The organism is Chitinophaga sp. HK235 (genome assembly GCF_018255755.1).
In the GTDB taxonomy this organism is placed as follows: Bacteria; Bacteroidota; Bacteroidia; order Chitinophagales; family Chitinophagaceae; genus Chitinophaga.
Genome location: NZ_CP073766.1, coordinates 3,742,284 through 3,767,723, shown reverse-complemented (window position 1 = coordinate 3,767,723; position 25,440 = coordinate 3,742,284). Strand labels below are relative to the sequence as shown.

The 25,440-nt window shown below is 47.3% G+C and carries 14 protein-coding genes; 12 read left to right on the top strand and 2 right to left on the bottom strand.

The genetic code is table 11. The features are described 5' to 3' along the window. The first annotated feature begins 55 nt into the window (after nt 1-55). Nucleotides 56-3,049: an ATP-binding protein gene (locus KD145_RS13420; protein ID WP_212006375.1), complete on the top strand. Its 2,994-nt coding sequence runs from the start codon at nt 56-58 to the stop codon at nt 3,047-3,049. Here the strand turns inward: KD145_RS13420 and KD145_RS13415 are convergent. Next, on the bottom strand, nt 2,967-3,662 hold the full coding sequence (locus tag KD145_RS13415; protein WP_212006374.1) for a response regulator transcription factor: 696 nt from the start codon (nt 3,660-3,662) through the stop codon (nt 2,967-2,969). The two genes, KD145_RS13420 and KD145_RS13415, sit on opposite strands and share 83 nt — an antisense overlap. Nucleotides 3,663-3,956: 294 nt before the next feature. On the opposite strand from KD145_RS13415, the gene KD145_RS13410 reads away from it, so the two are divergent. From KD145_RS13410 to KD145_RS13400, 3 genes are read left to right on the top strand one after another with little or no spacing between them, the layout of a single operon-like run. Further along, entirely contained in the window at nt 3,957-13,811 is a 9,855-nt protein-coding gene (locus KD145_RS13410) for an Ig-like domain-containing protein (protein ID WP_212006373.1), read from the top strand. A gap of 37 nt (nt 13,812-13,848) precedes the next feature. Continuing rightward, on the top strand, nt 13,849-14,859 hold the full coding sequence (locus KD145_RS13405; protein ID WP_212006372.1) for a type IX secretion system membrane protein PorP/SprF: 1,011 nt from the start codon (nt 13,849-13,851) through the stop codon (nt 14,857-14,859). Nucleotides 14,860-14,870: 11 nt separating this feature from the next. Further along, a complete protein-coding gene (locus tag KD145_RS13400; RefSeq protein ID WP_212006371.1) occupies nt 14,871-16,850 on the top strand; it encodes an OmpA family protein in 1,980 nt (659 codons plus the stop codon). A gap of 100 nt (nt 16,851-16,950) precedes the next feature. Here the strand turns inward: KD145_RS13400 and mutS are convergent, their stop codons facing one another. Continuing rightward, entirely contained in the window at nt 16,951-19,560 is a 2,610-nt protein-coding gene (gene mutS, locus KD145_RS13395) for a DNA mismatch repair protein MutS (protein ID WP_212006370.1), read from the bottom strand. A gap of 46 nt (nt 19,561-19,606) precedes the next feature. On the opposite strand from mutS, the gene KD145_RS13390 reads away from it, so the two are divergent. The 8 genes from KD145_RS13390 (at nt 19,607) to KD145_RS13355 (ending at nt 25,351) form a co-directional block, all read left to right on the top strand. Further along, complete coding sequence (locus KD145_RS13390) at nt 19,607-20,152, top strand: RNA methyltransferase (RefSeq protein WP_249219822.1); 546 nt, start codon at nt 19,607-19,609, stop codon at nt 20,150-20,152. Between the two features lie 47 nt (nt 20,153-20,199). Then, on the top strand, nt 20,200-21,066 hold the full coding sequence (locus tag KD145_RS13385; RefSeq protein WP_212006369.1) for a UbiA-like polyprenyltransferase: 867 nt from the start codon (nt 20,200-20,202) through the stop codon (nt 21,064-21,066). A gap of 39 nt (nt 21,067-21,105) precedes the next feature. Continuing rightward, complete coding sequence (ruvX, locus tag KD145_RS13380; protein WP_212006368.1) at nt 21,106-21,519, top strand: Holliday junction resolvase RuvX; 414 nt, start codon at nt 21,106-21,108, stop codon at nt 21,517-21,519. Nucleotides 21,520-21,632: 113 nt separating this feature from the next. Beyond that, nucleotides 21,633-22,211, top strand: coding sequence for a peptide deformylase (def, locus tag KD145_RS13375; protein ID WP_212006367.1), 579 nt, complete (start codon nt 21,633-21,635; stop codon nt 22,209-22,211). A gap of 70 nt (nt 22,212-22,281) precedes the next feature. Then, nucleotides 22,282-22,833, top strand: coding sequence for an RNA polymerase sigma factor (locus tag KD145_RS13370; protein WP_212006366.1), 552 nt, complete (start codon nt 22,282-22,284; stop codon nt 22,831-22,833). Nucleotides 22,834-22,839: 6 nt separating this feature from the next. Further along, on the top strand, nt 22,840-23,709 hold the full coding sequence (locus tag KD145_RS13365) for an anti-sigma factor domain-containing protein (RefSeq protein WP_212006365.1): 870 nt from the start codon (nt 22,840-22,842) through the stop codon (nt 23,707-23,709). Nucleotides 23,710-23,906: 197 nt separating this feature from the next. Further along, on the top strand, nt 23,907-24,464 hold the full coding sequence (locus KD145_RS13360; protein ID WP_249219821.1) for an RNA polymerase sigma factor: 558 nt from the start codon (nt 23,907-23,909) through the stop codon (nt 24,462-24,464). Nucleotides 24,465-24,478: 14 nt separating this feature from the next. Continuing rightward, the gene (locus tag KD145_RS13355; RefSeq protein ID WP_212006364.1) at nt 24,479-25,351 is read left to right on the top strand and encodes an anti-sigma factor domain-containing protein; all 873 of its coding nucleotides are present in this window, start codon (nt 24,479-24,481) and stop codon (nt 25,349-25,351) included. Nucleotides 25,352-25,440 lie beyond the last annotated feature (89 nt).

The window sequence follows — 25,440 nt, the reverse complement described above, 5'->3', positions numbered from 1 at the left end:
TGTTATTTTAGCAGCCTTTTTACCTATGTGCACGCGCCGGAAACCCTGTCTTTTTATGTTGCTCACGCTGTCGGCGATCGCCAATGTTTGTCTGGCCACGACTGATACGCTTCCTTCAGCCTATTATATGCAACATTTTGATAATACAAATGGATTGCCTCAGAACACTGTTATGGCCATCGCCGCTGATCCCTGCGGCTTTATATGGCTCAGTACACAAGATGGGCTGGTCCGCTTTGATGGCCTGCGGTTTATCACCTTTGGCATGAATAGCCTCCCGCTTGCTTCTAACCGTTTCCTGGCTTTTTACAGCAATCCTCAGGGAGGGCTGTCGGTATACAATGAATGGAAGGAACATGTACGCATTGTTGATGGCTGGCCTCACCGTGATACGGTGGCAGTCAACTATCCCGGCAGTTACCTGCAATGGCATGCCATCAATGACAGACTGGATTCCGGAACAACGGGCCTCCTGGGACTTCCGGAGAAGATACAGGTGATGGGAGGAGTCATCAAAAGACTGGTGTTGTACGACAATATTAAAGGTGTTTATAACATTGTCCAGGGGAAGGTGAGTTTTTATGAGAAAGGTGTACTCCGTTATGAAGTGCCTTTTCATCACGGGAAAAAATGCAACTTTTTTTTGTTATACAACCGGTTATACTATTTACATGATAATGGTACCTATTCTGCCTTAACTTCAAAAATCCATACCGGTTTCCTGGAAGGGGATATCCGCGCTGATCCGGCATTTCCCGGAGGTATGCATAACAGTACCTTCTTCTGGAATGTATATACTACCGACCAGGCGATACTGTATTTCAACCAGTCATTTTACCTGGTGAAAGCCACCAGCCAGGGCCGGCTCACCACTACCCGCATCATTTCCGGCTTTAATATCGCTGATCTGGGCATCCAAATTGCCTGGTACAACGAACAGCAGGGAAAGCTTTACCTGGGCAGTAATACTAAAGGGCTGTTTATCCTTTCCAAACAACGTTTTTACGCGCTGAAAACTTTGACTGGTGGCGATTCCTATTATGGCCAGACGGCTTATACAAAAGATAAAATACTGACGGCGCAGGGAGATATGATCAGCACACATGGGGAAGTTCACAGCATACCCGCCATCAGACAGCGGATGCCCTCAGACTGGTATAGCGTGTTCACCGATAGCCTGCATCACATCTGGCTAAAATGGGGGCCCTGGGTACACAAACATGATGGTAAATCTTTTCAACTGCTCAACAGATGGCGCTTTCCTGCCAAAATAAGTATAATCCACGATGGAGGAGAAGGAAAAATGTGGATCGGCTTAAAAGGAAAAGGGATCGCTCTCATGGACCTATACCGGAAGAATGCGCAGCCGGAAATGTTTCTGCCATTGAAAGAGGATGTGAGCTACTTCGCCCGCTATCATAATACGATGTTCATGAGTACCGACAAAGGTTTCTACCGTATTGACATTCCCTCACGGCGCATTGATACCATTGCGGCTCTGCGGGATATGTATGTACGCAGTCTGTATGTTTCAGGGCCTGAAGAGGTATGGATCACCACTTATGGCAAAGGGTTCTTCCGTTACTATAAAGGCCAGGTGACAGCCTTCCCGCTGGATGCCAACAAGGCACTCGTCACCGCCCATTGTATCATTCCCGACAATAAAGGTTTCTTCTGGATCACTACCAACAACGGCCTTTTCCAGGTAAGTCAGGCTGATCTCAGAGCTTATACAGCTGATACCACCAATACCCTGTATTATCACTACTATGATAGAAAAGAAGGTTTTCTGACCAATGAATTTAACGGCGGATGTCAGCCCTGTGCTGTAAAGCTCGACAATGGCACCATTTCACTGCCTTCGCTGAATGGGCTGGTGTTATTTAATCCGGATAACATCCAGCCTCTGTTGCCCAACAATGATCTTTTTATTGACAGAATTCTGGCAGATGAGCAGGAAATGCCTGTTACCGGGCATCTGGACCTGCCACGCAAACTCAGTCAGCTTAATATTACCGTTAGCTCCCCTTATATGGGTGACCAGAAAAACCTTCAGATAAGTTATGTGTTGGAGGAAAGTGGTCACCAGTCTATATGGCTACCGGTACCGGAAGATGGTATCATTTCCCTGTCTATGCTCTCACATGGCGACTATACGCTGCTGATACGTAAACAAAACGGCTTTGGAAAAGATAATTACCAGGAAAAAAGAATCACTTTCTGTATTGCGGCCGCATGGTATCAAACCTACTGGTTTATGTTATGTGCGCTGGGATGCTTTGTCGGCGGCTGTTTCCTGCTGATGCGGCTGCGCATGCGTTATATCAGAAAACGCAATACACAGCTGGAAGCTGCAGTGGCCCTCAAAACCCGGGAACTGCAACAACGTACCGATGTGCAGGAAAGGATTATCCGCTCCGTCAGTCATGATATTCAAACACCGCTCAAATACCAGCAGTTCCTGTCGAAAAAAATCTATGAAGGACTGGCTGCGGAAAATAATCCTATCCTCACAGACGTGGCCAAGGTAATGCATGAACATACCTACCGTCTGCATCATATGACAGAAAACCTCCTGAATTATCTGAAGGTACAGGTGGAAGAACAACCTCTCCGTACAGAAAGGTTTTCCCTGAAAGAAGTAGTGGATGAGATTCTGCTGATTTTTAAAGATATCGCACGCGAGAAAGGAACAGCTATCGAGAATTATATCCCGGCAGATCTGGAATGGGAAGGCAACAGACAGTTGTTGTCTGTAGTGCTGCACAATCTGGTGGACAATGCGGTGAAGGTAACCCGCAACGGCACTATTATGATTGCCGCCCGGGCACAACATGGCGGGACCGCTATCTTCATAAAGGACACTGGCCCCGGCATGAAACGGGAATTGGTGGAGTGGTTGAATACAGGAGAATCTCCAATACCATTAAGGAACGGCATCGGGTTGATGATCGTCAGGGAACTGATCACCCTTCTTCAACTGGATTTGTTTGTTTCATCCTTACCAGATGATGGTTGTTGCTTTTGTGTACAGGACCGGCCATCTTGATTTTTTCGGCCAGCTCAATCACATTGGATACCTGCATCTTTTCAAAGATCCGGGTTTTATAGGTGCTGATAGTAGAGTCATGGATGTTGAGTGCCAGCTTGATTTCCTTGGCACTGGCGCCTTTTATCAGCAGGTTCATGACCTCTGTTTCCCGCTGCGACAAAGACACCGGTTCGCCGGTCAGCACGTTTTTGGGCTTCAGGAGTTCATTCACCAGCTTGTCCTGTAAGGCTTCGCTGATATATTTTTTACCCCGGAATATTTTCTGGATGGCAGACTTAAACTCCTCCGGAGGAGCGGACTTTGAAAGATAACCGTCTGCACCGGCTTTTAAATATTCCGGCGCATATACCGCTTCGTTGTAACTGGAAAAAATCAGAATAGCAGTCTGCGGCTGTCTGAGCTTTACAGCGGGCACCATCAGGATGGTATCACCGCCGGGAATATGTATATCCAGCAACAGCATATCAAAAAACTGCTTCTCCAGTTTTTTAATGGCTTCATCAAAAGTTTCTGCTTCTTCAATTTCTGCGTGTGGATAGAGCTCTTTGATCATCAGGATAGCGCCCATTCGGACTACACCGTGGTCTTCAGCTATAAGGAACGATGGCATGGTAAATAGGTATGGTTACGGCAAAAGTCTCCTTCTTTTCTGATACTTACTGTAGTAATATTTCTACAAAATAGTAATATATCGATATTGATTTTAGAATTTTTGTTACAAAAGCCCCGGGCCAACACTGCTAATTTTGATTGGCGCTATTGCTTTTCAACCATTTCCTATAAAACGAATGTTCTGTCATAGAGGGTCTATGAAAATGCCTGAATTCTGTTGAATGCTTGTTGATACCGAACGTTTATCGCCTTCCGTCAGGAGGTTCATAGGAAATGCAAAACCAATCCCCCAATGATGAAAAAACTTTTACTGTTATGTTTATTTGTACTGGCTGCGTTATTGTCGCAGGCGCAGAGTACCTACTATTGGGTAAAAGGCGCCGGCGCCTGGGAGGATATTAACCATTGGTCTTCTACCTCTGGTGGAACCCCTAATAAGGCGATCGTACCTGGCCCGGACGATGATGTTTATTTTGATGCCAACAGTGGTTTGGTAAACGGTACTATAGTAACCCTGCCGGCAGGCAGTCATGCTTATTGCCGGAATATGTCATGGGTGGGTGTTACAGGCAATGCAACTTTCAGAAGTACATCTAGTGCCTCCAAGTATACGATTTATATTTCGGGAAGTGCTGAATTGGCTTCCAGTGTTGCTTATGGTATGGTGTCGATAATGTTTAATGGGCCAACTCCGGCAACCTTCAAGATAAACGGAGCCGCCCGTGTGAATGCAGCCGGATGGTACAACCCCTTTACAGTTGATAAGCCAGGAAGTTCCCTGAAGATATTGGGGGATATTCCGGGATCTTTTGCTGCACAGAATGTTTTCCTGACCAATGGAAAACTGGACTTATCCGGTGGCATACACACTTTTGGCAGCTTTACGAGCACTAACAATAATGTCAGGGAGGTAGATATTACCAATGCCACGCTGATTATGTCCACTGTGTCGCCGCCAAGTACCTGGGATCTGCGGGGTACCAATTATACGCTTTATGCTACGGGCTCCTATATCCAAGCCACTAATTTCGGGTCGGATGCGGGTAATTACCCCAAGGTGGACATTACCGGTGCAGGCAATGGTATGGCCATTAGTGGTACCACTCTCGGTACGCTGACGTTTACCAATACCAGCTCCGCGCCGGGGATGGTGAGGATCGGAATGAATAACACCATTGATCAGCTGGAGTTTAAAAGTCATGGTAATATCCGGGCTGGTGGTAACCAGATTGCACGGCTACTGATGGCACCAGGCAAACAGCTGCTTGTGTGGGGATCAAGTACGATTACAGCGTTGCTTCGAATGAACTCACAGGACTGTGCCGGTCTGAGCGAAATACTGGGCGCTGATGCCCTGGCAACCTTCAATTTTGGTGCTGGTGCAACAACGGATCTGCGCAATGTTTATGCAAAAGCCATGACCTTTGGCGGAAGTATTGTTTTGCCAGTGTCTTTCCAGGGGCTTGATGGGGGCGGTAATACGGGGATGGACATACAACCACTCAGCGGCGGAACGACCATGTATTGGGTAGGCGGCGCCGGCGACTGGAATGATCAGAACCATTGGAGTGCCACCAGTGGTGGCACCGGCGGCTATTGCGTTCCGCTCTCCGCCGATAATGTAATATTTGATGCCAACAGTGGTTTTGCTCCAGGTAACAATACTGTGAGCACGACAACTAATACCTGGTGTCACAATATGACCTGGACCAACCTGTCCACGCCAGTCACTTTTACTACCGCTGCGGGTTATACAGCAGAAGTTTGGGGCTCCCTGAGCCTGGATCCCAATGTGACCATGACTGCAACCCTGACAATGAAAGGGGCGGAAGATGTTACCCTTACTACCAATGGCTTTTCTCAGGGAAGACTTATACTTACCATCACGAAACCTGTAGGTGCTGTCACCCTCACAGATAATTTTACCAATCCTCAGGTATCGATCTTGTTGACCAATGGTCAGCTCTATATGGCTGGCCGTAAATTGGATATTTACGAATTTAAGAGTAACACTAACAATGCACGAACAATTGATATTACCAATGCAACCATCACTACTAGTTACAACTGGGAGCTGACTGGTACCGGACGCACGTGGGTCAATAATGGTGCAGGTTCTTTTATTACCAGTAATGACTATTTTCTGGTATCAGGTCTTACTTATCCCAAAGTATATTGTACCGGCGATCTGGACCATTTCAACATCTCCGGTAGTACCGTTGATGAACTGGTATTTACCAGTCCCAATCCTCTCTCCAAAGCAAATATTGGCGCCAATAATATCATCGGTACCCTGGAGTTTAAAGGGGCAGGGGACATACGAGGGGGCGGTAATCAGATCGCACGGCTGTTGATGGCGCCATCCTCTATTAACAAGTTTGCAGGGAATAATACCATTAAAGAGCGGATACGACTGAATAGCGCTACCTGTTCTGGATTGGGAGAGATGAGGGGGCCTGGTACCTTAAATTTTTCTCCAGGTGTCACTTTTGATCTGGCCAATGTATATATACAAAATATGACTGCTACCGGTAGTGGTATACCCGTACCGGTAACAGGCGTAGACGCCGGCGGAAATACAGGATTTTCGATTACCGCCACAGCCGGAGGTAATCGTTATTGGGTAGGTGGTAGTGGCGACTGGAATGATCCTTCGCATTGGTCTGCTTCCAGTGGAGGAGCAGGTGGGGCCTGTGTGCCTACGGCTATTGATAATGTATTTTTTGATGCCAACAGCTTTACCAATGGTAGCAGTACGGTGAGTGTTGCTACAGGAAACGCTTATTGCCGTAATATGGACTGGACCGGTGCTGGCTTTAATCCGGTGTTTAACCATACCACCAGTTTTAGTATGGAAATCTGGGGCAATCTGGTCATGAATCCGGCGGTGACAATGAACGCCTCACCAGTCTTTAAAGGACCTTCCGATGTTACGATTACCACCAATGGCAGTGGTAAGGGCACCCTGGTGATATCAATTGATAAACCTATTGCCAATACAGTACGTTTCCTTGATAATTTTATCAATCCCCTGGGATCCATTGCCCTGAAAAGTGGAATAGTAGACCTGACTGGCCTTACGATAAAACTGTCCTCGGTTTCTGATTTTTATGCAACAGGACCGACTAACATTAAGATTACAAATGCCACTATTAATGTTGGGGAGTGGTATTATGTCAAAAGTACCACCAGAACAGTGGACGCCAATGGATCTTCTATTACAGCGACCAATTTCTATACCAGTGGTTGCGTTTACAACAAGGTGAACGTTCAGACGAGTGATGGTAACAAAATAGCCATTAACGGCGCAACCATTGCAGACCTGTTGTTCAGCAATACCGCAAATCCATCAGGTGCTAATATAGCTGCAAACAACACCATTGGCAGGCTGGAATTCAAGAGCAGTGGAAGGATAGTTGGTATCAATAATACGATCGGTACCTTGATTTTTACGCCAGGTAAAATATATACTTTCGGAGCCAACACTAATACTACGATCACCGGCGACTGGTTTGGCAGTGGAACGCCCTGCAACCTGACGGAAATTAACACTGCTGGTCCTGCCAATGCTACGATTACCAAAACAACCGGATCTGTTAACTTTGATTATATCAGGGTAAAAGGTATCACCGCTGCTGGTATTACACCATTTAACGCCGGTGAACATAGCCAGGATCAAGGTAGTAACGTGAACTGGAGTTTTAAGCCCTATAACGGTTCTGCTCCTATCACCGGTCTGGGCCCCGATCTCACCCTGTGCTCTGATAAATTTCCCTATACACTCACCACAGACGGTTTTTTTGGCTCGCCGATGTGCCAGTATAAATGGAATGATGGTAGCACCGATCCCACGCTGGTGGTTACCCAGCCCGGAACTTATAGTGTGAAGGTAACTTTCCCCGATGGATGTTCTTCCTCGGGCTCTGTCAAGATTACAGAAAGTAAGGTCGTGGTACCGGCTATTACAGGTAACTTAAATGTCTGCGAACAGGCTACCACTTTACTCGCCAATACTACTCCCGGTGGTATATGGAGCAGTAATGCCACTACTGTGGCCACTATTGATGCCACTGGTCTGGTAACTGGTATCAAAGCCGGTACAGCCGATATGATGTATGAAGTAACCAATGCAGATGGTTGTAAAGCTAGTCAAACCGCTACCGTTACTGTAAATGCTTTACCGGTCGTATCCCCGATTGCTGGTACTACCAGTGTATGCGTTGGCGTTACCACTGCTTTAAATAACATCACTCCTGGTGGTGTATGGAGCAGCAGCAACACCGCTATCGCTACAGTAAATGCATCTGGAGTGGTAACCGGTGTTACCGCAGGTACTGCAGATATTATATATGAAGTAACCAATGCCAATGGTTGTAAGGCGCAACAAAAGGCCACTGTAACCGTAAAAGCCCTGCCGGTAGTATCTCCCATTACCGGTACAACCAATGTGTGCGTCGGTTCTACTACTACCTTAAACAACGCCACTGCCGGCGGCGCCTGGAGCAGCAGTAATACAGCTGTCGCTACAGTAGATGCCAATGGCCTGGTAATGGGCGTTGCCGTGGGATCCGCCAATATTATATATGAAGTGACTAACGCTGACGGTTGTAAAGCACAACAAATCGCTACCGTAACGGTGAACGCCCTGCCGGTAGTATCTCCGATCACCGGTACTACCAGTGTATGCGTTGGTGCTACCACTACATTAAGCAGCACCACTACGGGTGGCGTATGGGGCAGCAGCAATACCACTGTCGCTACAATAGACGCCAGTGGCCTGGTAACAGGTATCTCCGCAGGTACTGTAACGATTACCTATGAAGTAACAAACGCCAGTGGTTGTAAGGCACAACAAACGACTACTGTAACTGTAAACGCCCTACCAGTAGTAAATCCGATAACTGGTACAACCAGTGTATGCGTTGGAGTTACAACTGCCTTAAATAGCACCACCCCAGGCGGAGTATGGAGCAGCAGCAACACTGCTGTGGCTACAATAGATGCCAATGGCCTGGTAACAGGTATCTCCGCTGGTACTTCAACGATTACTTATGAAGTAACAAATGCTAACGGCTGTAAATCAAAACAAACTGCCACTATAACTGTAAACGCTTTACCGGTCTTATCTCCAATCACCGGTACCAATAATGTGTGCATCGGCCTTACGACTAATTTGGCTAACACCACGCCAGGCGGCATATGGAGCAGCAGCAATATCGCTGTCGCTACAGTAGATGCTAGTGGTCTGGTAACAGGTGTTTCCGCTGGTACTTCAACGATTACTTATGAAGTAACAAATGCCAACGGCTGTAAAGCACAACAAACGACTACCGTAACCGTAAATGCATTGCCGGTAGTATCTCCGATCACTGGTACTAATAGTGTATGCGTTGGAGTTACAACTACCTTAAATAACACCACGCCAGGCGGTGTATGGAGCAGTAGTAATCCCGCTGTCGCTACAGTAGACGCCAACGGCCTGGTAGCAGGTGTTTCCGCTGGCGCCGCAACCATTACTTATGAAGTAACCAATGCCAGCGGTTGTAAAACTCAACAAACTACTACCGTAACTGTAAATGCACTACCGGTAGTATCTCCGATTACTGGTACTACTAGTGTATGTATCGGTTTCACTACATCCTTAAACAACACTACCCCAGGCGGTATATGGAGCAGCGGCAATACCGCTGTCGCTACAATAGACGCCAATGGCCTGGTAACAGGTGTTTCCGCTGGTACTTCAACGATTACTTATGAAGTAACCAATGCCAACGGTTGTAAAGTACAACAAACTGCCACTATAACTGTAGGCGCTTTACCGGTAGTATCTCCGATCAGCGGTACCAATAATGTGTGCATTGGCTTTACTACTAATTTGGCTAACACCACGCCAGGCGGTATATGGAGCAGCAGCAACACTGCTGTCGCTACTATAGACGCCAGTGGCCTGGTAACAGGTATTTCCGCAGGTACTACAACGATTACTTATGAAGTAACCAATGCCAATGGCTGTAAAGCACAACAAACTACAACCGTAACCGTAAATGCCCTACCGGTAGTATCTCCGATCACCGGTACCAATAGTGTATGCATTGGGTTTACCACTGCATTAAATAACACCACCCCAGGCGGAGTATGGAGCAGCAGCAACACCGCTGTCGCTACAATAGATGCTAGTGGTCTTGTGACAGGTATTTCAGCCGGCACATCAACGATTACTTATGAAGTAACCAATGCCAATGGCTGTAAAGCACAACAAACTACTACCGTAACCGTAAATGCACTACCGGTAGTATCTCCGATTACTGGTACTACTAGTGTATGTATCGGTTTCACTACATCCTTAAACAACACTACCCCAGGCGGTATATGGAGCAGCAGCAACACTGCTGTCGCTACTATAGACGCCAGTGGCCTGGTAACAGGTATTTCCGCAGGTACTGCAACGATTACTTATGAAGTAACTAATGCCAACGGCTGTAAAGCACAACAAACTACTACAGTAACCGTAAATGCCCTACCGGTAGTATCTCCGATCACCGGTACCAATAGTGTATGCATTGGCTTTACTACTAATTTGGCCAACACCACCCTAAGCGGCATATGGAGCAGCAGCAACACGGCTGTCGCTACAATAGATGCCAATGGTCTGGTAACAGGTATTTCCGCAGGTACTGCAACGATTATTTATGAAGTAACAAACGCCAACGGCTGTAAAGCACAACAAACTACTACAGTAACCGTAAATGCACTGCCCGTGGTATCTCCGATTACTGGTACTACTAGTGTGTGCGTTGGTGTTACAACTATCTTAAATAACACCACCCCAGGCGGTATATGGAGCAGCAGCAACACTACTGTCGCTACAATAGACGCCAGTGGCCTAGTAACAGGTGTTTCCGCCGGTACAGCAACGATTACTTATGAAATAACAAACGCCAACGGCTGCAAAGCACAACAAACTGCTACAGTAACCGTAAACGCACTGCCGGTAGTATCTCCGATTACAGGTACAGCCAGTGTATGCGTTGGTGTTACAACCGCCTTAAACAACACCATCCCAGGCGGCATATGGAGCAGCAGCAACACTGCTGTCGCTACTATAGACGCCAGTGGCCTGGTAACAGGTATTTCCGCAGGTACTACAACGATTACTTATGAAGTAACCAATGCCAATGGCTGTAAAGCACAACAAACTACAACCGTAACCGTAAATGCCCTACCGGTAGTATCTCCGATCACCGGTACCAATAGTGTATGCATTGGGTTTACCACTGCATTAAATAACACCACCCCAGGCGGAGTATGGAGCAGCAGCAACACCGCTGTCGCTACAATAGATGCTAGTGGTCTTGTGACAGGTATTTCAGCCGGCACATCAACGATTACTTATGAAGTAACCAATGCCAATGGCTGTAAAGCACAACAAACTACTACCGTAACCGTAAATGCACTACCGGTAGTATCTCCGATTACTGGTACTACTAGTGTATGTATCGGTTTCACTACATCCTTAAACAACACTACCCCAGGCGGTATATGGAGCAGCGGCAATACCGCTGTCGCTACAATAGACGCCAATGGCCTGGTAACAGGTGTTTCCGCTGGTACTTCAACGATTACTTATGAAGTAACCAATGCCAACGGTTGTAAAGTACAACAAACTGCCACTATAACTGTAGGCGCTTTACCGGTAGTATCTCCGATCACCGGTACCAATAATGTGTGCATTGGCTTTACTACTAATTTGGCTAACACCACGCCAGGCGGTATATGGAGCAGCAGCAACACTGCTGTCGCTACTATAGACGCCAGTGGCCTGGTAACAGGTATTTCCGCAGGTACTGCAACGATTACTTATGAAGTAAATAATGCCAACGGCTGTAAAGCACAACAAACTACTACCGTAACCGTAAATGCCCTACCGGTAGTATCTCCGATCACCGGTACCAATAATGTATGCATTGGCTTTACTACTAATTTGGCCAACACCACGCCAGGCGGCATTTGGAGCAGCAGCAACACCGCTGTAGCTACAATAGACGCCAATGGTCTGGTAACTGGTGTTTCCGCTGGTACCGCAACGATTACTTATGAAGTAACTAATGCTAACGGCTGTAAAGCACAACAAACTACTACCGTAACCGTAAACGCTCTGCCGGTGGTATCTCCGATAACTGGTACTACCAGTGTATGCGTTGGAGTTACAACTGCCTTAAGCACCACCACCCCAGGCGGCATTTGGAGCAGCAGCAACACCGCTGTAGCTACAATAGACGCCAATGGTCTGGTAACAGGTGTTTCCGCTGGTACCGCAACGATTACTTATGAAGTAACTAATGCTAACGGCTGTAAAGCACAACAAACTACTACCGTAACCGTAAACGCTCTGCCGGTGGTATCTCCGATAAATGGTACTACCAGTGTATGCGTTGGAGTTACAACTGCCTTAAGCACCACCACGCCAGGCGGCATATGGAGCAGCAGCAACACTGCTGTAGCTACAATAGACGCCAACGGTCTGGTAACAGGTGTTTCTACTGGTACTGCAACGATTACTTATGAAGTAACAAACGCCAGCGGTTGTAAAGCACAACAAACTACTACCGTAACCGTAAATGCCCTGCCGGTAGTATCTCCGATTACAGGCACAACCAGTGTATGCGTTGGAGTTACAACTACCTTAAATAACACCATGCCAGGCGGAGTATGGAGCAGCAGCAACACCGCTGTAGCTACAATAGACGCCAGTGGTGTTGTGACAGGCGTTTCCGCCGGCACCGCAACAATTACTTATGAAGTAACAAACGCCAGCAACTGTAAATCACAACAAACAGTAACCATAACCGTATATGCGCTACCGGTAGTATCTCCGATTATTGGTACTACTAGCTTGTGCACCGGTACCACCACTGCCTTAAGCAACGCTACTCCTGGGGGCGTATGGAGCAGCAGCAACACCGCTGTCGCTACCGTAGACGCCAACGGCCTGGTGACAGGTGTTTTAGCCGGTACGGCAACGATTACCTATGAAGTAACCAACGCCAACGGCTGTAAAACACAACAAACCGCTGTCGTGACTATAAAAGCACTGCCGGTCGTTTCACCAATTACAGGTACGACAACTGTATGCATAGGCGGTACAACAACTTTAAGTAACAACACTCCGGGTGGAACCTGGAGCAGTAATAACCCCAATTTGGCAAGTATAGGACCCGATGGAACAGTGAACGGAGTGGTAGCCGGTACTGTTACCATCACTTATCAATTAACAACGGCTGGCTGTTTCAACAGTACCAGCATTACCATGACTGTCGCCGACTGCACCAACACTGCACCGCCAGTAGCACAGAATGATGTGGCAGAAACCTATGCAGAGACACCGGTTGACATCAACGTGCTGAACAACGACTCCCAGCAGAATGGTACTATCAATCCGGCTTCCGTACAGATCGTTCGGCAACCGGCGCACGGCAGCGTGACCGTTAAACCGGATGGCACAGTAACGTACACGCCGGCAGCCGGTTATAACGGTACAGACAACTTCGTGTATACCGTGAAAAACATGGCCGGAATGGAATCCAATCAGGCTACCGTTCAGATCACCATCTTGGAAGCACCTGTGGCAGTAGACGATGATGCTACTACCAGTTCCGATAAACCAGTCTCCATACCGGTGCTGGCCAATGACCGTGGTAAAATTGATCCTTCAACTGTCATAGTAACATTGCAGCCTAAGCAGGGCAGTGTCACGGTAAATGCAGACGGTACGATAACGTATACGCCTGCACGTAAATATGCCGGAAAGGATAACTTCCGCTACCAGTTTAAAGATAAAAACGGTAAGGTGTCCAATGAAGCGACTGTTAATATTGATGTGGAAGCAGAAGAACTTTATATTCCGAATGCTATCACACCTAATAATGACGGCAAGAATGACCGGTTCCTGATCCCTGGTATTTCAAAATATCCGGGCACCACACTCACCATCTTCAACCGTTGGGGCAATGAGGTGTATTATTCTCCCAACTATGATAACCGCTGGGATGGTACAGGTCTGAGTGGTGGCACTTATTATTATATCCTTAAACTGAATACCGGTCAGGATACTAAAGTATATAAAGGTTGGATTCAATTATTACGTTAATCAGGCATCGTACAGTATGCACAAAATATTCAGCAATATGTATTCGAAAATATTGATCTTTTTCATCCTGTTAAGTTGCCTGGGCCAGATGGCTCAGGCACAGCAGGAGGTGCAGTTTAGCCAGTATGTGTTCAACGGATTAGCGGTCAATCCGGCATACGCAGGATATCGTGGAGATACCTACCTGGGGGCCAGCTTCCGTAAGCAATGGACCAACCTGCCCGGTGCTCCGCAAACCGGCGCCGTTTCCATTGATGGTGCGCCTTCCTGGGCCAACGATGAAACAGTAGGATTGGGCGCCCAGGTACTCTGGGATAAACAAGGTCCACAGGAATATCTTTCCTTCACCGGCTCCTACGCCTACCGTATACGCCTCGACGAAGAAGGTGTCAGCCGCCTGTGCCTGGGCATTGGTGCCAGCCTTTCTCAGTATGCTGTAAAGGGAGATATGATATCAGTACTGGATGAAAATGATCCCAATGTACCAGTTGGTAAAGTCAGCGCATTCCAGCCGGATGCCAGCTTCGGCGTCTATTATTATAACCCTCATTTTTATGCCGGTGTTTCCGTGATGCAATTGTTTACCCGGGAACTGAACAACAGAATCATTATTGCAGGGGTAGATAAAGAGTTCCTGACCATCCGTAAAACAAAACATCTGTATTTTACAGCGGGTGGTTTGCTAAACCTCTCCGGTGATGTTAAACTGAAGCCTTCCATAATGATCAAGGATGACTTCAACGGTCCTACCAGCCTGGATTTTAATCTCTTCGCCCTGCTGTCCGAAAAAATATGGATAGGTGGTTCCTACCGCACTGCAGTGAATTTGTGGGACCACAATAACCTGAAGTCCGGCCTTACTAAAACCAATGCAGCCAGTGCTATGATAGAATATTTTGCGACCGACCGGCTCAGAATCGGATATGCCTACGACGTGATGACCAACAGGTTAAGCGGCTATCAGGGCGGATCACATGAAATATCCGTTGGCTTCCTGATTCCCAACAGGAAGATGAAGGAAAGAATCATCAGTCCAAGGTATTTCTAAATCGTACAACAATGGCAATAAAACATTTCACTATAGGAAGCCTGTTGTTATTGATGACAGCAGGAATAAGAGCACAGGAGCAGAAGTCGGTGCTGGCAATAGCCGATGAACATTATACCCGCTATGAATATAAGCCTGCCGCGATATTATACAGCAGACTGGCAGCGAAAAAAAATGTACAGCCGGACGTGCTGAAAAAGCTGGCACAGTGTTATCGCAAGATCAATGCCTATCAGGAATCTGTTGACATCTTTCAAAGGATTGCGAGTCTCCCCGATGCACAGCCGGAAGACTTCCTGCATTATGCAGATGCCCTGAAGAGTGTGGAACAATACGAAGCCGCCAAAACACAATATACACGCTATGCGGAGCTGTCAAAACAGGATGTCAGCATGCAGCTGGCAGGATGTGACTCCGCATTGCTGTGGAAAACTTCACCGGCCGCTTTCAAAGTAATAAACAGAACAGAACTCAACACCGCCTCTTCCGACTGGGGCGCGGTCTGGTATGGAAATAAACTGGTGTTCAGCTCGGACAGTCTGCGTTATACCATGTTAGATCCAGGTACCAAACCTGGTCATAAAAAATTTCCGGCAACAGACCGGCCATACCAGAAACTGTATTTTGTGGACACGGTTCAGGGCCAGCCAGCTGTGGCGCTGATACGGGGCATCGAAACTACGTTTAATCGATACCGTTTTCATATTGGCCCCGTTGCTTTTTCTACCGGTCTGGATACTGCGTATCTGACGGTCACCAATCCTTATCAGGTCACGCATAAAAAGGAAAAATCAAAAACTTTATACGGTACCCGCAGGCTGCAGTTGTTCATCAGCATAAAAAAAGATGGCAAATGGCAAACTCCTGAACCATTTACTTACAACAACCCTGATGCATATTCGCTCGGACACGCCACCCTGAGCAGGGATGGCCGTTATCTGTATTTTGCCAGCGATATGCCCGGCGGTATTGGCAAAACAGATATCTGGTACAGCGAAAAACAACAGGACGGTTCATGGGGCACACCGGCCAACTGTGGCCCTATAATCAACACCCCGGAAGAAGAAGCGTTTCCGGTAGTGAACGGACAACAGGAGTTACACTTCTCCAGTAAAGGCCATATCGGTATGGGAAGCCTCGATATCTTCCTTGCAAAAGGTGCTGCCAGCAACTGGACGGTTCCTGTTAACATGCATTCCCCGGTTAATTCCGCCGGCGATGATTTCCTGCTGGAGCAGAAGGGACCACAATGGTTCTTCGCATCCAACCGACAGGGTGGGAAAGGAGAAGATGATATTTATTCTCTGGAGCAGATATCCCTTCCTGAGCCATACCAGGCGGCAGGCAAACCGGTGAAGATATTACAGACACTGGTGATGGATGCCCAAACCCGGAAGCCACTGGAAGATGCGGTAGTAACGTTGTTCCATAAACGAAGAGAGGTGAGCTGGACGCAACAGGTAACTTCCGGAGGGAAAAATTATAATGTACTCGAAGAAGCGGCTCCCTATATGGTGTTTGCAGCCAAAGACAAGTACGCTCCTTCAGAGATGTATGCTTTCTCTTCAGATACGTTGTCTGCGGATACTCTTCGCATGACACTTTATCTCACTAAAGAAACACCATCAGTCAATGATGTGATAACACTACAAAATATTTATTACGACCGCGATAAATACGATATCCGTCCTGAGGCTTATCCGGTGCTGGATTCACTGGTAGCACTCATGTTACGTTATCCCAATATGAAAGTGGAAGCAGGAGCCCATACCGATAGCCGTGCCACAACTGCCTATAACCTGGAGTTATCCAACAACAGGGCTGCCGCAGTAGTCAACTATCTCCTAAAACATGGGATAGCGGCAGAACGGATGCTGGCCAAAGGTTATGGGGAGTCAAAACTGTTGAACCGATGTGCAGACGGGGTGGAATGTTCTGAAGAAGAACATCAGGTTAACAGAAGAACGGAAATCCGGATATTGCGCAGATAACAAAGACTTTATTTTAGTATTTAGATATTTAAATGCTGCGAGGGATGATCTTCGCTGCATTTAAATATCTAAATACCAAAATATCTAAATACCCAAATGACTAGTTAATCATCTCCTTGATCTCACTCAGTTTAAGCAAGGCTTCCACCGGTGTCAGGCGGTTGATGTCAACGGCGCCCAGTTTATCCCGGATCTGCTGGAAGGTATCACTGTGTGCATCAAAAATATTGAGCTGCAGCTTTTGTGTAGGAGTAGCAATATTCTTGATGTTTTTCTGCAGGGAAGTATCGATATGTTTTTCTTCCAGGTTGGCCAGCACTTCGTTGGCTCTTTCTATCAGTTCGGGTGGCATGCCGGCCATGCGGGCCACATGGATACCGAAACTGTGACGACTGCCGCCTGGTGCCAGTTTACGCAGGAAGATGATTTTATTGCCGGACTCCATATTGGTGATATGGAAGTTCTTCACTCTTTCATGTTTATTCTCCAGTTCATTCAACTCATGGTAGTGGGTGGCGAACAGCGTTTTCGGGCGATGGGAAGTCATATCATGCAGATATTCCACGATACTCCATGCAATGGAGATACCATCGTAGGTGCTGGTACCACGGCCTATTTCATCGAGTATGACCAGGCTGCGTGATGTGATGGTGTTGATGATGCTGGCGGTTTCATTCATTTCAACCATGAAGGTGGATTCGCCGCCGCTCAGGTTATCGGAAGCGCCTACACGGGTGAAGATCTTGTCGGTAAGCCCGATCTCCGCATTGGTGGCGGGTACAAAGCTACCCATATGTGCCATGAGGGTGATGAGGGCGGTTTGCCGCAGCAGGGCTGATTTACCGCTCATGTTGGGACCTGTCAGGATGATGATCTGCTGATTGTCTTTGTTGAGCTGTATATCATTGGCTACATAGGCTTCTCCGGGAGGCAGTCCTTTTTCGATAACAGGGTGCCGGCCTTCACGAATGTCGAGCTGGTAACCATCGGTGATTACCGGACGACGGTATTTGTATTGTACGGCGTTGTGGGCAAAGCAGAGCAGACAGTCGAGTTGTGCGAAAGCCTGTGCATTGCGTTGTACCGGTTCAATAAATGGTTGCAGGGCAGCCAGCAGTTCGTCGAACAGCCTTGTTTCCAGCGTCAGGATTTTGTCTTCGGCGCCGGTGATTTTTTCTTCGTATTCTTTCAGCTCCGGTGTGATATATCTTTCGGCGTTGGCTAAGGTCTGTTTGCGTATCCAGGTATCGGGCACCTTGTTTTTGTGGGTGTTGGTCACTTCCAGGTAGTAGCCGAAAACGTTGTTGAAGGCTATCTTCAGGGAAGGGATGCCGGTGGCTTCGGATTCTTTCTGCTGTATTTGCAGCAGGAAGTCTTTGCCTTTGGTGGCGATGCCGCGTAGTTCGTCCAGTTCAGCATTTACGCCTTCGCGGATCACGCCGCCCTTGTTGACCTGTACCGGCGGGTTTTCCATCACTTCATTCAGTATCTTGTTGAGGATAGGAGTGCAGGGATCCAGTTTTTCGTTGAGGCGTGACAGGTAGTCGTTGCTGCTTTTGGCAAGCAGTTCCTGTACGGCCTGTACCTGTTCGAGGGAACGGGCCAGCTGCATCACTTCCCGGGGATTGATCTTACGGAGCGGTATTTTGGATACCAGCCTTTCCAGGTCGCCGGTGAGTTTGAGATGGTGTGTCAGTGTTTTGGACAGTTCCGTTTCCTGGATGAAGAAGGCTACGGTGTCCAGCCGCTCATTGATTGGAGCGATGTCACGCAGGGGGAATACCAGCCAGCGTTTCAGTAGGCGGGCGCCCATCGGGGTGACGGTATTGTCGAGGACTTTGAGCAGGGTATGGCCGTTTTCCACACTGCTGTTGAGCAGTTCCAGGTTGCGCACGGTAAAGCGGTCCATCCAGAGGAAGTCTTCCTGGCTGATACGCTGCAGGCGGGTGATATGCTGCAGGTGCGGATGTTCTGTGTCCTTCAGGTAGTGAAGGGTGGCGCCGGCCGCTATAATGGCGGCGTCCATACCCTCTACACCGAAACCTTTCAGTGAATGGGTCTGAAAATGTTTCAGCAGTATCTCTTCTGCATAAGTGGAAGTAAAGATCCACTCATCCAGGTTATAGGTATAAAAGCGGGAGCCGAAGGTGGCTTTAAAATGTTTCTGTTGCTGACGGGCAAACACTACTTCAGCCGGACGGAAGCTTTGCAGGAGTTTATCCACATATTCGGTACTGCCTTCGGCGATGATAAACTCGCCGGTGGAGATATCGAGGAAGGAAACGCCGGTCACGTCTGCTCCGAAATGTACGGCGGCCAGGAAGTTGTTGCTGGTATTCTCCAGCAGTTTATCATTAACGGCCACGCCGGGTGTTACCATCTCCGTAACGCCGCGTTTTACAATGCCTTTTACTGTTTTCGGGTCTTCCAGCTGATCACAAACGGCCACACGGTGCCCTGCTTTTACCAGCTTGTGAAGGTAGGTGTCAAGTGAATGATGGGGAAAGCCTGCCAGATCAACATATGAAGCTGAGCCATTGGCCCTTTTGGTTAACACAATGCCCAGCACTCTGGACGCTATCACAGCGTCTTCATTAAAGGTTTCGTAAAAATCGCCTACACGGAACAATAGTACTGCATCCGGGTACTTATCCTTGATAGCCTTATGCTGTAGCATCAGTGGCGTTTCTTCTGATTTACTTTTTGCCATGGCGCAAATATATAAAACTCATCCGATCCGGTTATCTTTGCAGATCATGAGAAAGTTAAGCATGGATGAACTGGGCCGTAAAACGGTGGACGAGTTCAAGGCAGCAGATAAAACACCGCTGGTGCTGGTGTTGGATAATGTGCGCAGTATGCACAACGTTGGATCGGTGTTCCGCACAGCAGATGCCTTCCTGTTACAGGGCATCGTTTTATGTGGCTATACGCCCGTACCGCCCCACCGGGATATCAACAAAACAGCCCTCGGTGCCACCGAAACGGTGGAATGGCAATATTTCCCCACTACTATGGAGGCTGTCAATGCCCTCAAATCCGCCGGATATCTTATAATGACCATAGAACAGGCTGCCGGCAGCGTGATGCTCGATGCTTTTGTACCTCCTGTCAACCAGCCCGTGGCGCTTGTTTTCGGGAATGAAGTGAGCGGTGTGGACGCAGAAGTGATGAAGCTGGCCGATGGCTGTATCGAAATCCCCCAGTCCGGGATGAAACACTCCCTGAATATTTCTGTCAGCACTGGTATTGTGGTTTGGGATATCTTTGTAAAATTGCGGGCCGTTACAAACCGTGGTTGATTTAAGAAAGATTAATTTATAAGAGCTGTTAGCTCAACTGCTTACATATGATTACTACTATTAACAAGTATCTGTCACTGGTAAAGTTCAGCCATACCATCTTTGCCATGCCTTTTGCCCTGACGGGTTATTTTATGGCCACCACCAAAGGTGGGGGCAGCTTCAGCTGGGCTACCTTCGGGCTGGTGGTGCTCTGTATGGTGTTCGCCCGTAGTGCGGCCATGGCCTTCAACCGCTGGCTGGATACGGACATCGACAAACTCAACCCGCGTACGGCCAAACGGGAAATACCCGCCGGCGTGATCTCCCCGCAGAACGCCATGTTTTTCATCCTGATCAACGTGATGCTGTTTGTGCTGACTACCTGGTTCATTAATCGTATCTGCTTTTTCCTGTCACCTATTGCACTGCTGGTAGTGCTGGGATATAGTTATACCAAACGTTTTACAGCCTTGTGCCATATGGTGCTGGGTGTAGGGCTTTCTCTGGCACCAATCGGGGCTTATCTGGCCGTCACAGGCGAATTTGCCCTGTTGCCGGTACTGGTATCTGTGCTGGTACTTTGCTGGGTAGCCGGTTTCGATATTATTTATTCCCTGCAGGATGAAGACTTCGACAAGTCACAGCAGCTGAACTCTATTCCGGCCTGGCTGGGACTTTCCGGAGCACTGCGTTTCTCTGAGCTGCTGCACGTGGTAGCCGCGGCACTGGTGATCACCATCGGTATCACCGGTCATTATCACTGGCTGTTCTGGATCGGGGCTGCCGTGTTTATATCCATGCTGGTGTCTCAGCACCTGCTGGTAAAGCCACATGACCTCAGCAGAGTGAATGTGATGTTTATGACTACTAACGGTATCGCCAGCGTGGTGTTTGCCATTTTTGTGATAGCAGATATGCTGCTGTTTTCATAAATAACAAAATATCAAAATAACAAAATATCAAAATATCCTATGGCACGTGTGATGGCAATAGATTATGGAAAAAAACGAACCGGACTGGCTGTGACAGATCCGCTGCAACTGATTGCCAGCGGACTCACTACTGTCCTTACCCATGAACTGATCCCTTTCCTGAAAAAATATTTTGCCGCTGAAGAAGTGGAGATGATCCTCATCGGAGAGCCCAAAAACCTGGATGGTAATGATACCCACGCCACCCCGCTCGTGGCCGAATGTATCCGGGTACTCCAGAAGAACTTCCCTCATATTCCTGTCAAAAAAGTAGATGAACGCTTTACCTCCCGTATCGCTTTTCAGAGTATGATCGATAGCGGACTGAAGAAAAAGGACCGCCAGAATAAAGGCCTGGTCGATGAAATCAGCGCCACTATTATTCTGCAGGAATATTTACAGAATAAAATGTAAATATTTTTTCATTTAATTATTTTGTAATTTGATAAGAGGGAAACCCTTGCTGTCATGACCCTATGGGGCAAATGTTGTACCTTTGCAGACTAAATAAAACTAAGAAATAAATCATGATACTGCCAATAGTAGCTTACGGGCACCCGGTGCTGAGAAAAGTAGCAGAAGATATCACGCCCGACTATCCCAAGCTGAAAGAGTTGATCGCAAATATGTGGGAAACCATGTATGGCTCCAATGGAGTAGGCGTTGCGGCTCCGCAGATAAATAAGTCTATACGCCTGTTTGTGGTAGACAGTAAACAAATCATCGACAACCTGGAAGATGATGAAAAGAACGATTATCCTGGTGATAACGGTATAAAGGAAGTGTTCATCAATGCGCAAATCGTGGAAACCGGCGGAAAGGAATGGGCTTATAATGAAGGCTGCCTGAGCATCCCCAAGGTAAGGGAAGATGTGAACAGAGCAGAGACAGTGACCCTTTCTTATGTAAACGAAAACTTTGAGCCACAGCAAAAAACCTTTACCGGTGTTACCGCCCGTGTGATCCTGCACGAATACGACCACATCGACGGCAAGCTGTTCATCGACCATCTGAAGCCCCTGAAACGCAGGATGTTAAAGAGCAAGCTCGAAGATATTACCAAAGGAAAAGTAAGAGTAGACTACAAAATGACGTTTCCTAAATAGGAAATAATTTTGTAATGTAAAGAAAACCCATTATTTTGGTATTGTAAAGATTAACGCATCCGTATCCATTTTGGGAACTACCGTATCATATACTGAAATAGAGCTCATTCAAGGACTTCAGGCCAGGGATGAAAAATTATTCAGTTATTTATATGACCATTATTCACCCGCGTTATATGGGGTAGCGCTCAAAATAGTTACGGATGATGCTTCCGCAGGAGATGTACTCCAGGAAGTGTTCATTAAGATCTGGAAAAATATTGACCGATACGATCCCACCAAAGGCCGCCTATTTACCTGGATGCTTAATATTGCCAGGAACACCGCTATCGATAGTTTGCGATCCAAAGCGCACAAATTAGAGCAGAAAGTACAGGATGTAACCAGCACCAATCTGATGTATGAGCCACAACTGGCCGTACACCTCTCCGTAGACCACCTTGGATTAACGAAAGTAATTGAAGGCCTTCCCAAAGACCAGCGTATTATTATCGATCTCGCTTACTTCAAAGGTTGTACACAGGAAGAAATAGCCAAAACACTGGACATACCGCTGGGTACAGTGAAAACCAGAATGCGCAATGCGATTATGCAGTTGAGAATCCTACTAAAACAATTATAACATAAAGTGGATGTACAACGTTACATATCATCCGGTATTCTAGAGAGTTATGTGTTTGGCCTTCTGCCTGAATCAGAACAGGGAGAGGTGGAAACCGTTGCTGAACATTACCCTCAGGTGAAAGCTGCCGTACAGGCATTGCAGCTCGACCGGGAGAAGTTTGTGCAGTTGTACGCCATTGTACCTCCGCCGGGAATAAAAGACCGGCTCCTCAACATTCTGCAGGAAGAAGATACGCCGGAAGGAAATACCCTCCTTCCTCAGGAACTGCGCAACCCGGCTCTCCCTGCTTCCAAAGAAACGCCGGTAAGAAAAATGTCTGGTCGTAAAACAGATCGTGTCTGGAAGTATGTCGCCGCTGCTATCATCGTCTTATTTATCGGTAGCTTAATCCTGAACTTTGTCTTCTTCCAGGGATCTACTGACTATAAAAGCCGCTATGAGTCGCTGATTGCTGCCAAACAAAAACTGGACGGCGAAAGGGAAAACCAGTCACTGACCGCTCACGAAGAGCTGCAGAAAGAACTGGACATGCTCAAAGACCCGGCTTTCAAATGGATTAAAATAGAAGGTGCTGGTGCCAATCTCGGACAAGTGATTACCGTATGCTGGAATCCCGTTTCCCATGCACTTTTCCTGATGGCACAGGTGATGCCCCTGCCTCCTGTTGGAAAACAATACCAGTTGTGGGCTATCCGCAATAAAAAACTCGTGGATGCCGGTGTCTTCCAGAGTGGTGCTCCGGTTGCTCAAAAGATACAACATATGAAACCGGTGGAATCAGCCGAAGGCTTTGCAGTTACCCTGGAAAAGGCCGGTGGCAGCATCGACCCCAGTATGGACCAGGTACAGCTGTCTGTTAAAATACAGAAATAGTAAGGACTAGTAACTTGTTATAAACTTTATCCGTAACTTACCGAAATTACCGAAAATACCCCGTTAGACCATTAGGAACACGCTCAATACGATTTAACCTTAACCAGTCATGTAGCCTTTTGATTGTTCAGAAGTGGATACGTTTGTCTGTGGATATCATCGTTCAATTTTGAAAAACAAATATCAACCATACTTATTTGTCTGTTTTGGAATACCCTGTAACATATACAGAAGCTGAACTGATTGATGGGTTGCGTGCCCGTGACCAGAAAGTCTTCGCATACCTGTATGATCATTATTCTCCCGCTCTCTACGGCGTGATCGTAAAGGTATTGAATGACAGCCACTCAGCCGGAGATGTGCTGCAGGATGTATTTATGAAGATATGGCGTCATGCCGACCAATACAGAAACGATAAAGGCCGGCTGTTTACCTGGATGCTGAATATTGCCCGGAACACAGCGATAGATATACTCAGGTCCAAAGCCTGGAAACTCGGACAAAAAATCCAAAACATCGCGGATGACGTACATTTAAACGATGGTCAGTTAGCCGTGTACCAGTCCATCGATCATCTTGGTTTTTCCAAAATCCTGGAAAAACTAACCAAAGAACAACGTATCCTTATCGATCTGGCTTATTATAAAGGTTGTACCCAGGAAGAAATTTCCAGGTTACTTAGTATACCCCTGGGGACTGTTAAGACCAGATTGCGCAATGCCATTATTCAGTTGAGGAACATATTGAACAAATAAATTTTCTTTTTCTCGTGGACGCCCAGTATTTCATATCGTCCGGACTCATAGAGCTGTATGCCGCAGGCATGACTTCTGAAGAAGAAGCGCATGACCTGGAAGCCGCCATGCGCCGGTTTCCGGAAGTAGCCGCTGCCGTTGCGGAATGCCAGCGCGATATGGAAGAGTATGTACAGCTACAGTCTATCATCCCGCCTCCTGCCATCAAATCACATTTACTTCACCTGATCAATAACGATTCCTTCATGCAGGAAAATTCAGAACCACCTGCACACCCCTTGCAACAAACTAAAATCTTATCCATGGAACAAACCAATGTCTTGGCCGCTCCGGAAACCAAAAGTGTTTCCTGGAAGTGGATTGCGGCCGTCGCCGCTGTATTGCTGGTTGGCAGTATTATCCTCAATTTCCTGTACTTCAACCGATGGAAGGAATTCCGGGAGTACAAAGACAAGTATCAGTCATTACTGCTTTCCCAGAACTCCATCATCTCCAAAACCAATGAGTACAAAACAAGGTTAGAACAACTGCAGGAATCCATGCAGGTAATGGAAGATCCTAAAGTGATGAAAGTAGCCATGCCAGGTACTCAATCCTTCCCGACCGCAGTAGCCACTGTGTTCTGGAATCAGGATAACAAACAGGTATACCTGAAAGTCAACAACCTGCCAGAACCCGCTGCCGACAAACAATACCAGCTGTGGGCTATCGTAGATGGCAAACCGGTTGACATGGGTGTGTTTGAAATGGGTGATACAGCAAGCCTGCTGCAGAAAATGAAGATCACCGGCAAAGCACAAATGTTTGCCGTAACCCTGGAAAAGAAAGGTGGTGCCGCTTCTCCAACCATGGAGCAGATGTACGTAGCCGGAAAAATACCAGGTTGATAACATAACCCGCCGGCAACCACGGTTGCCGGCCCTCTCCCAAAGCTTACCACAGCGGAGATAACAGAGAACACCCGCTTTCCTGTTGT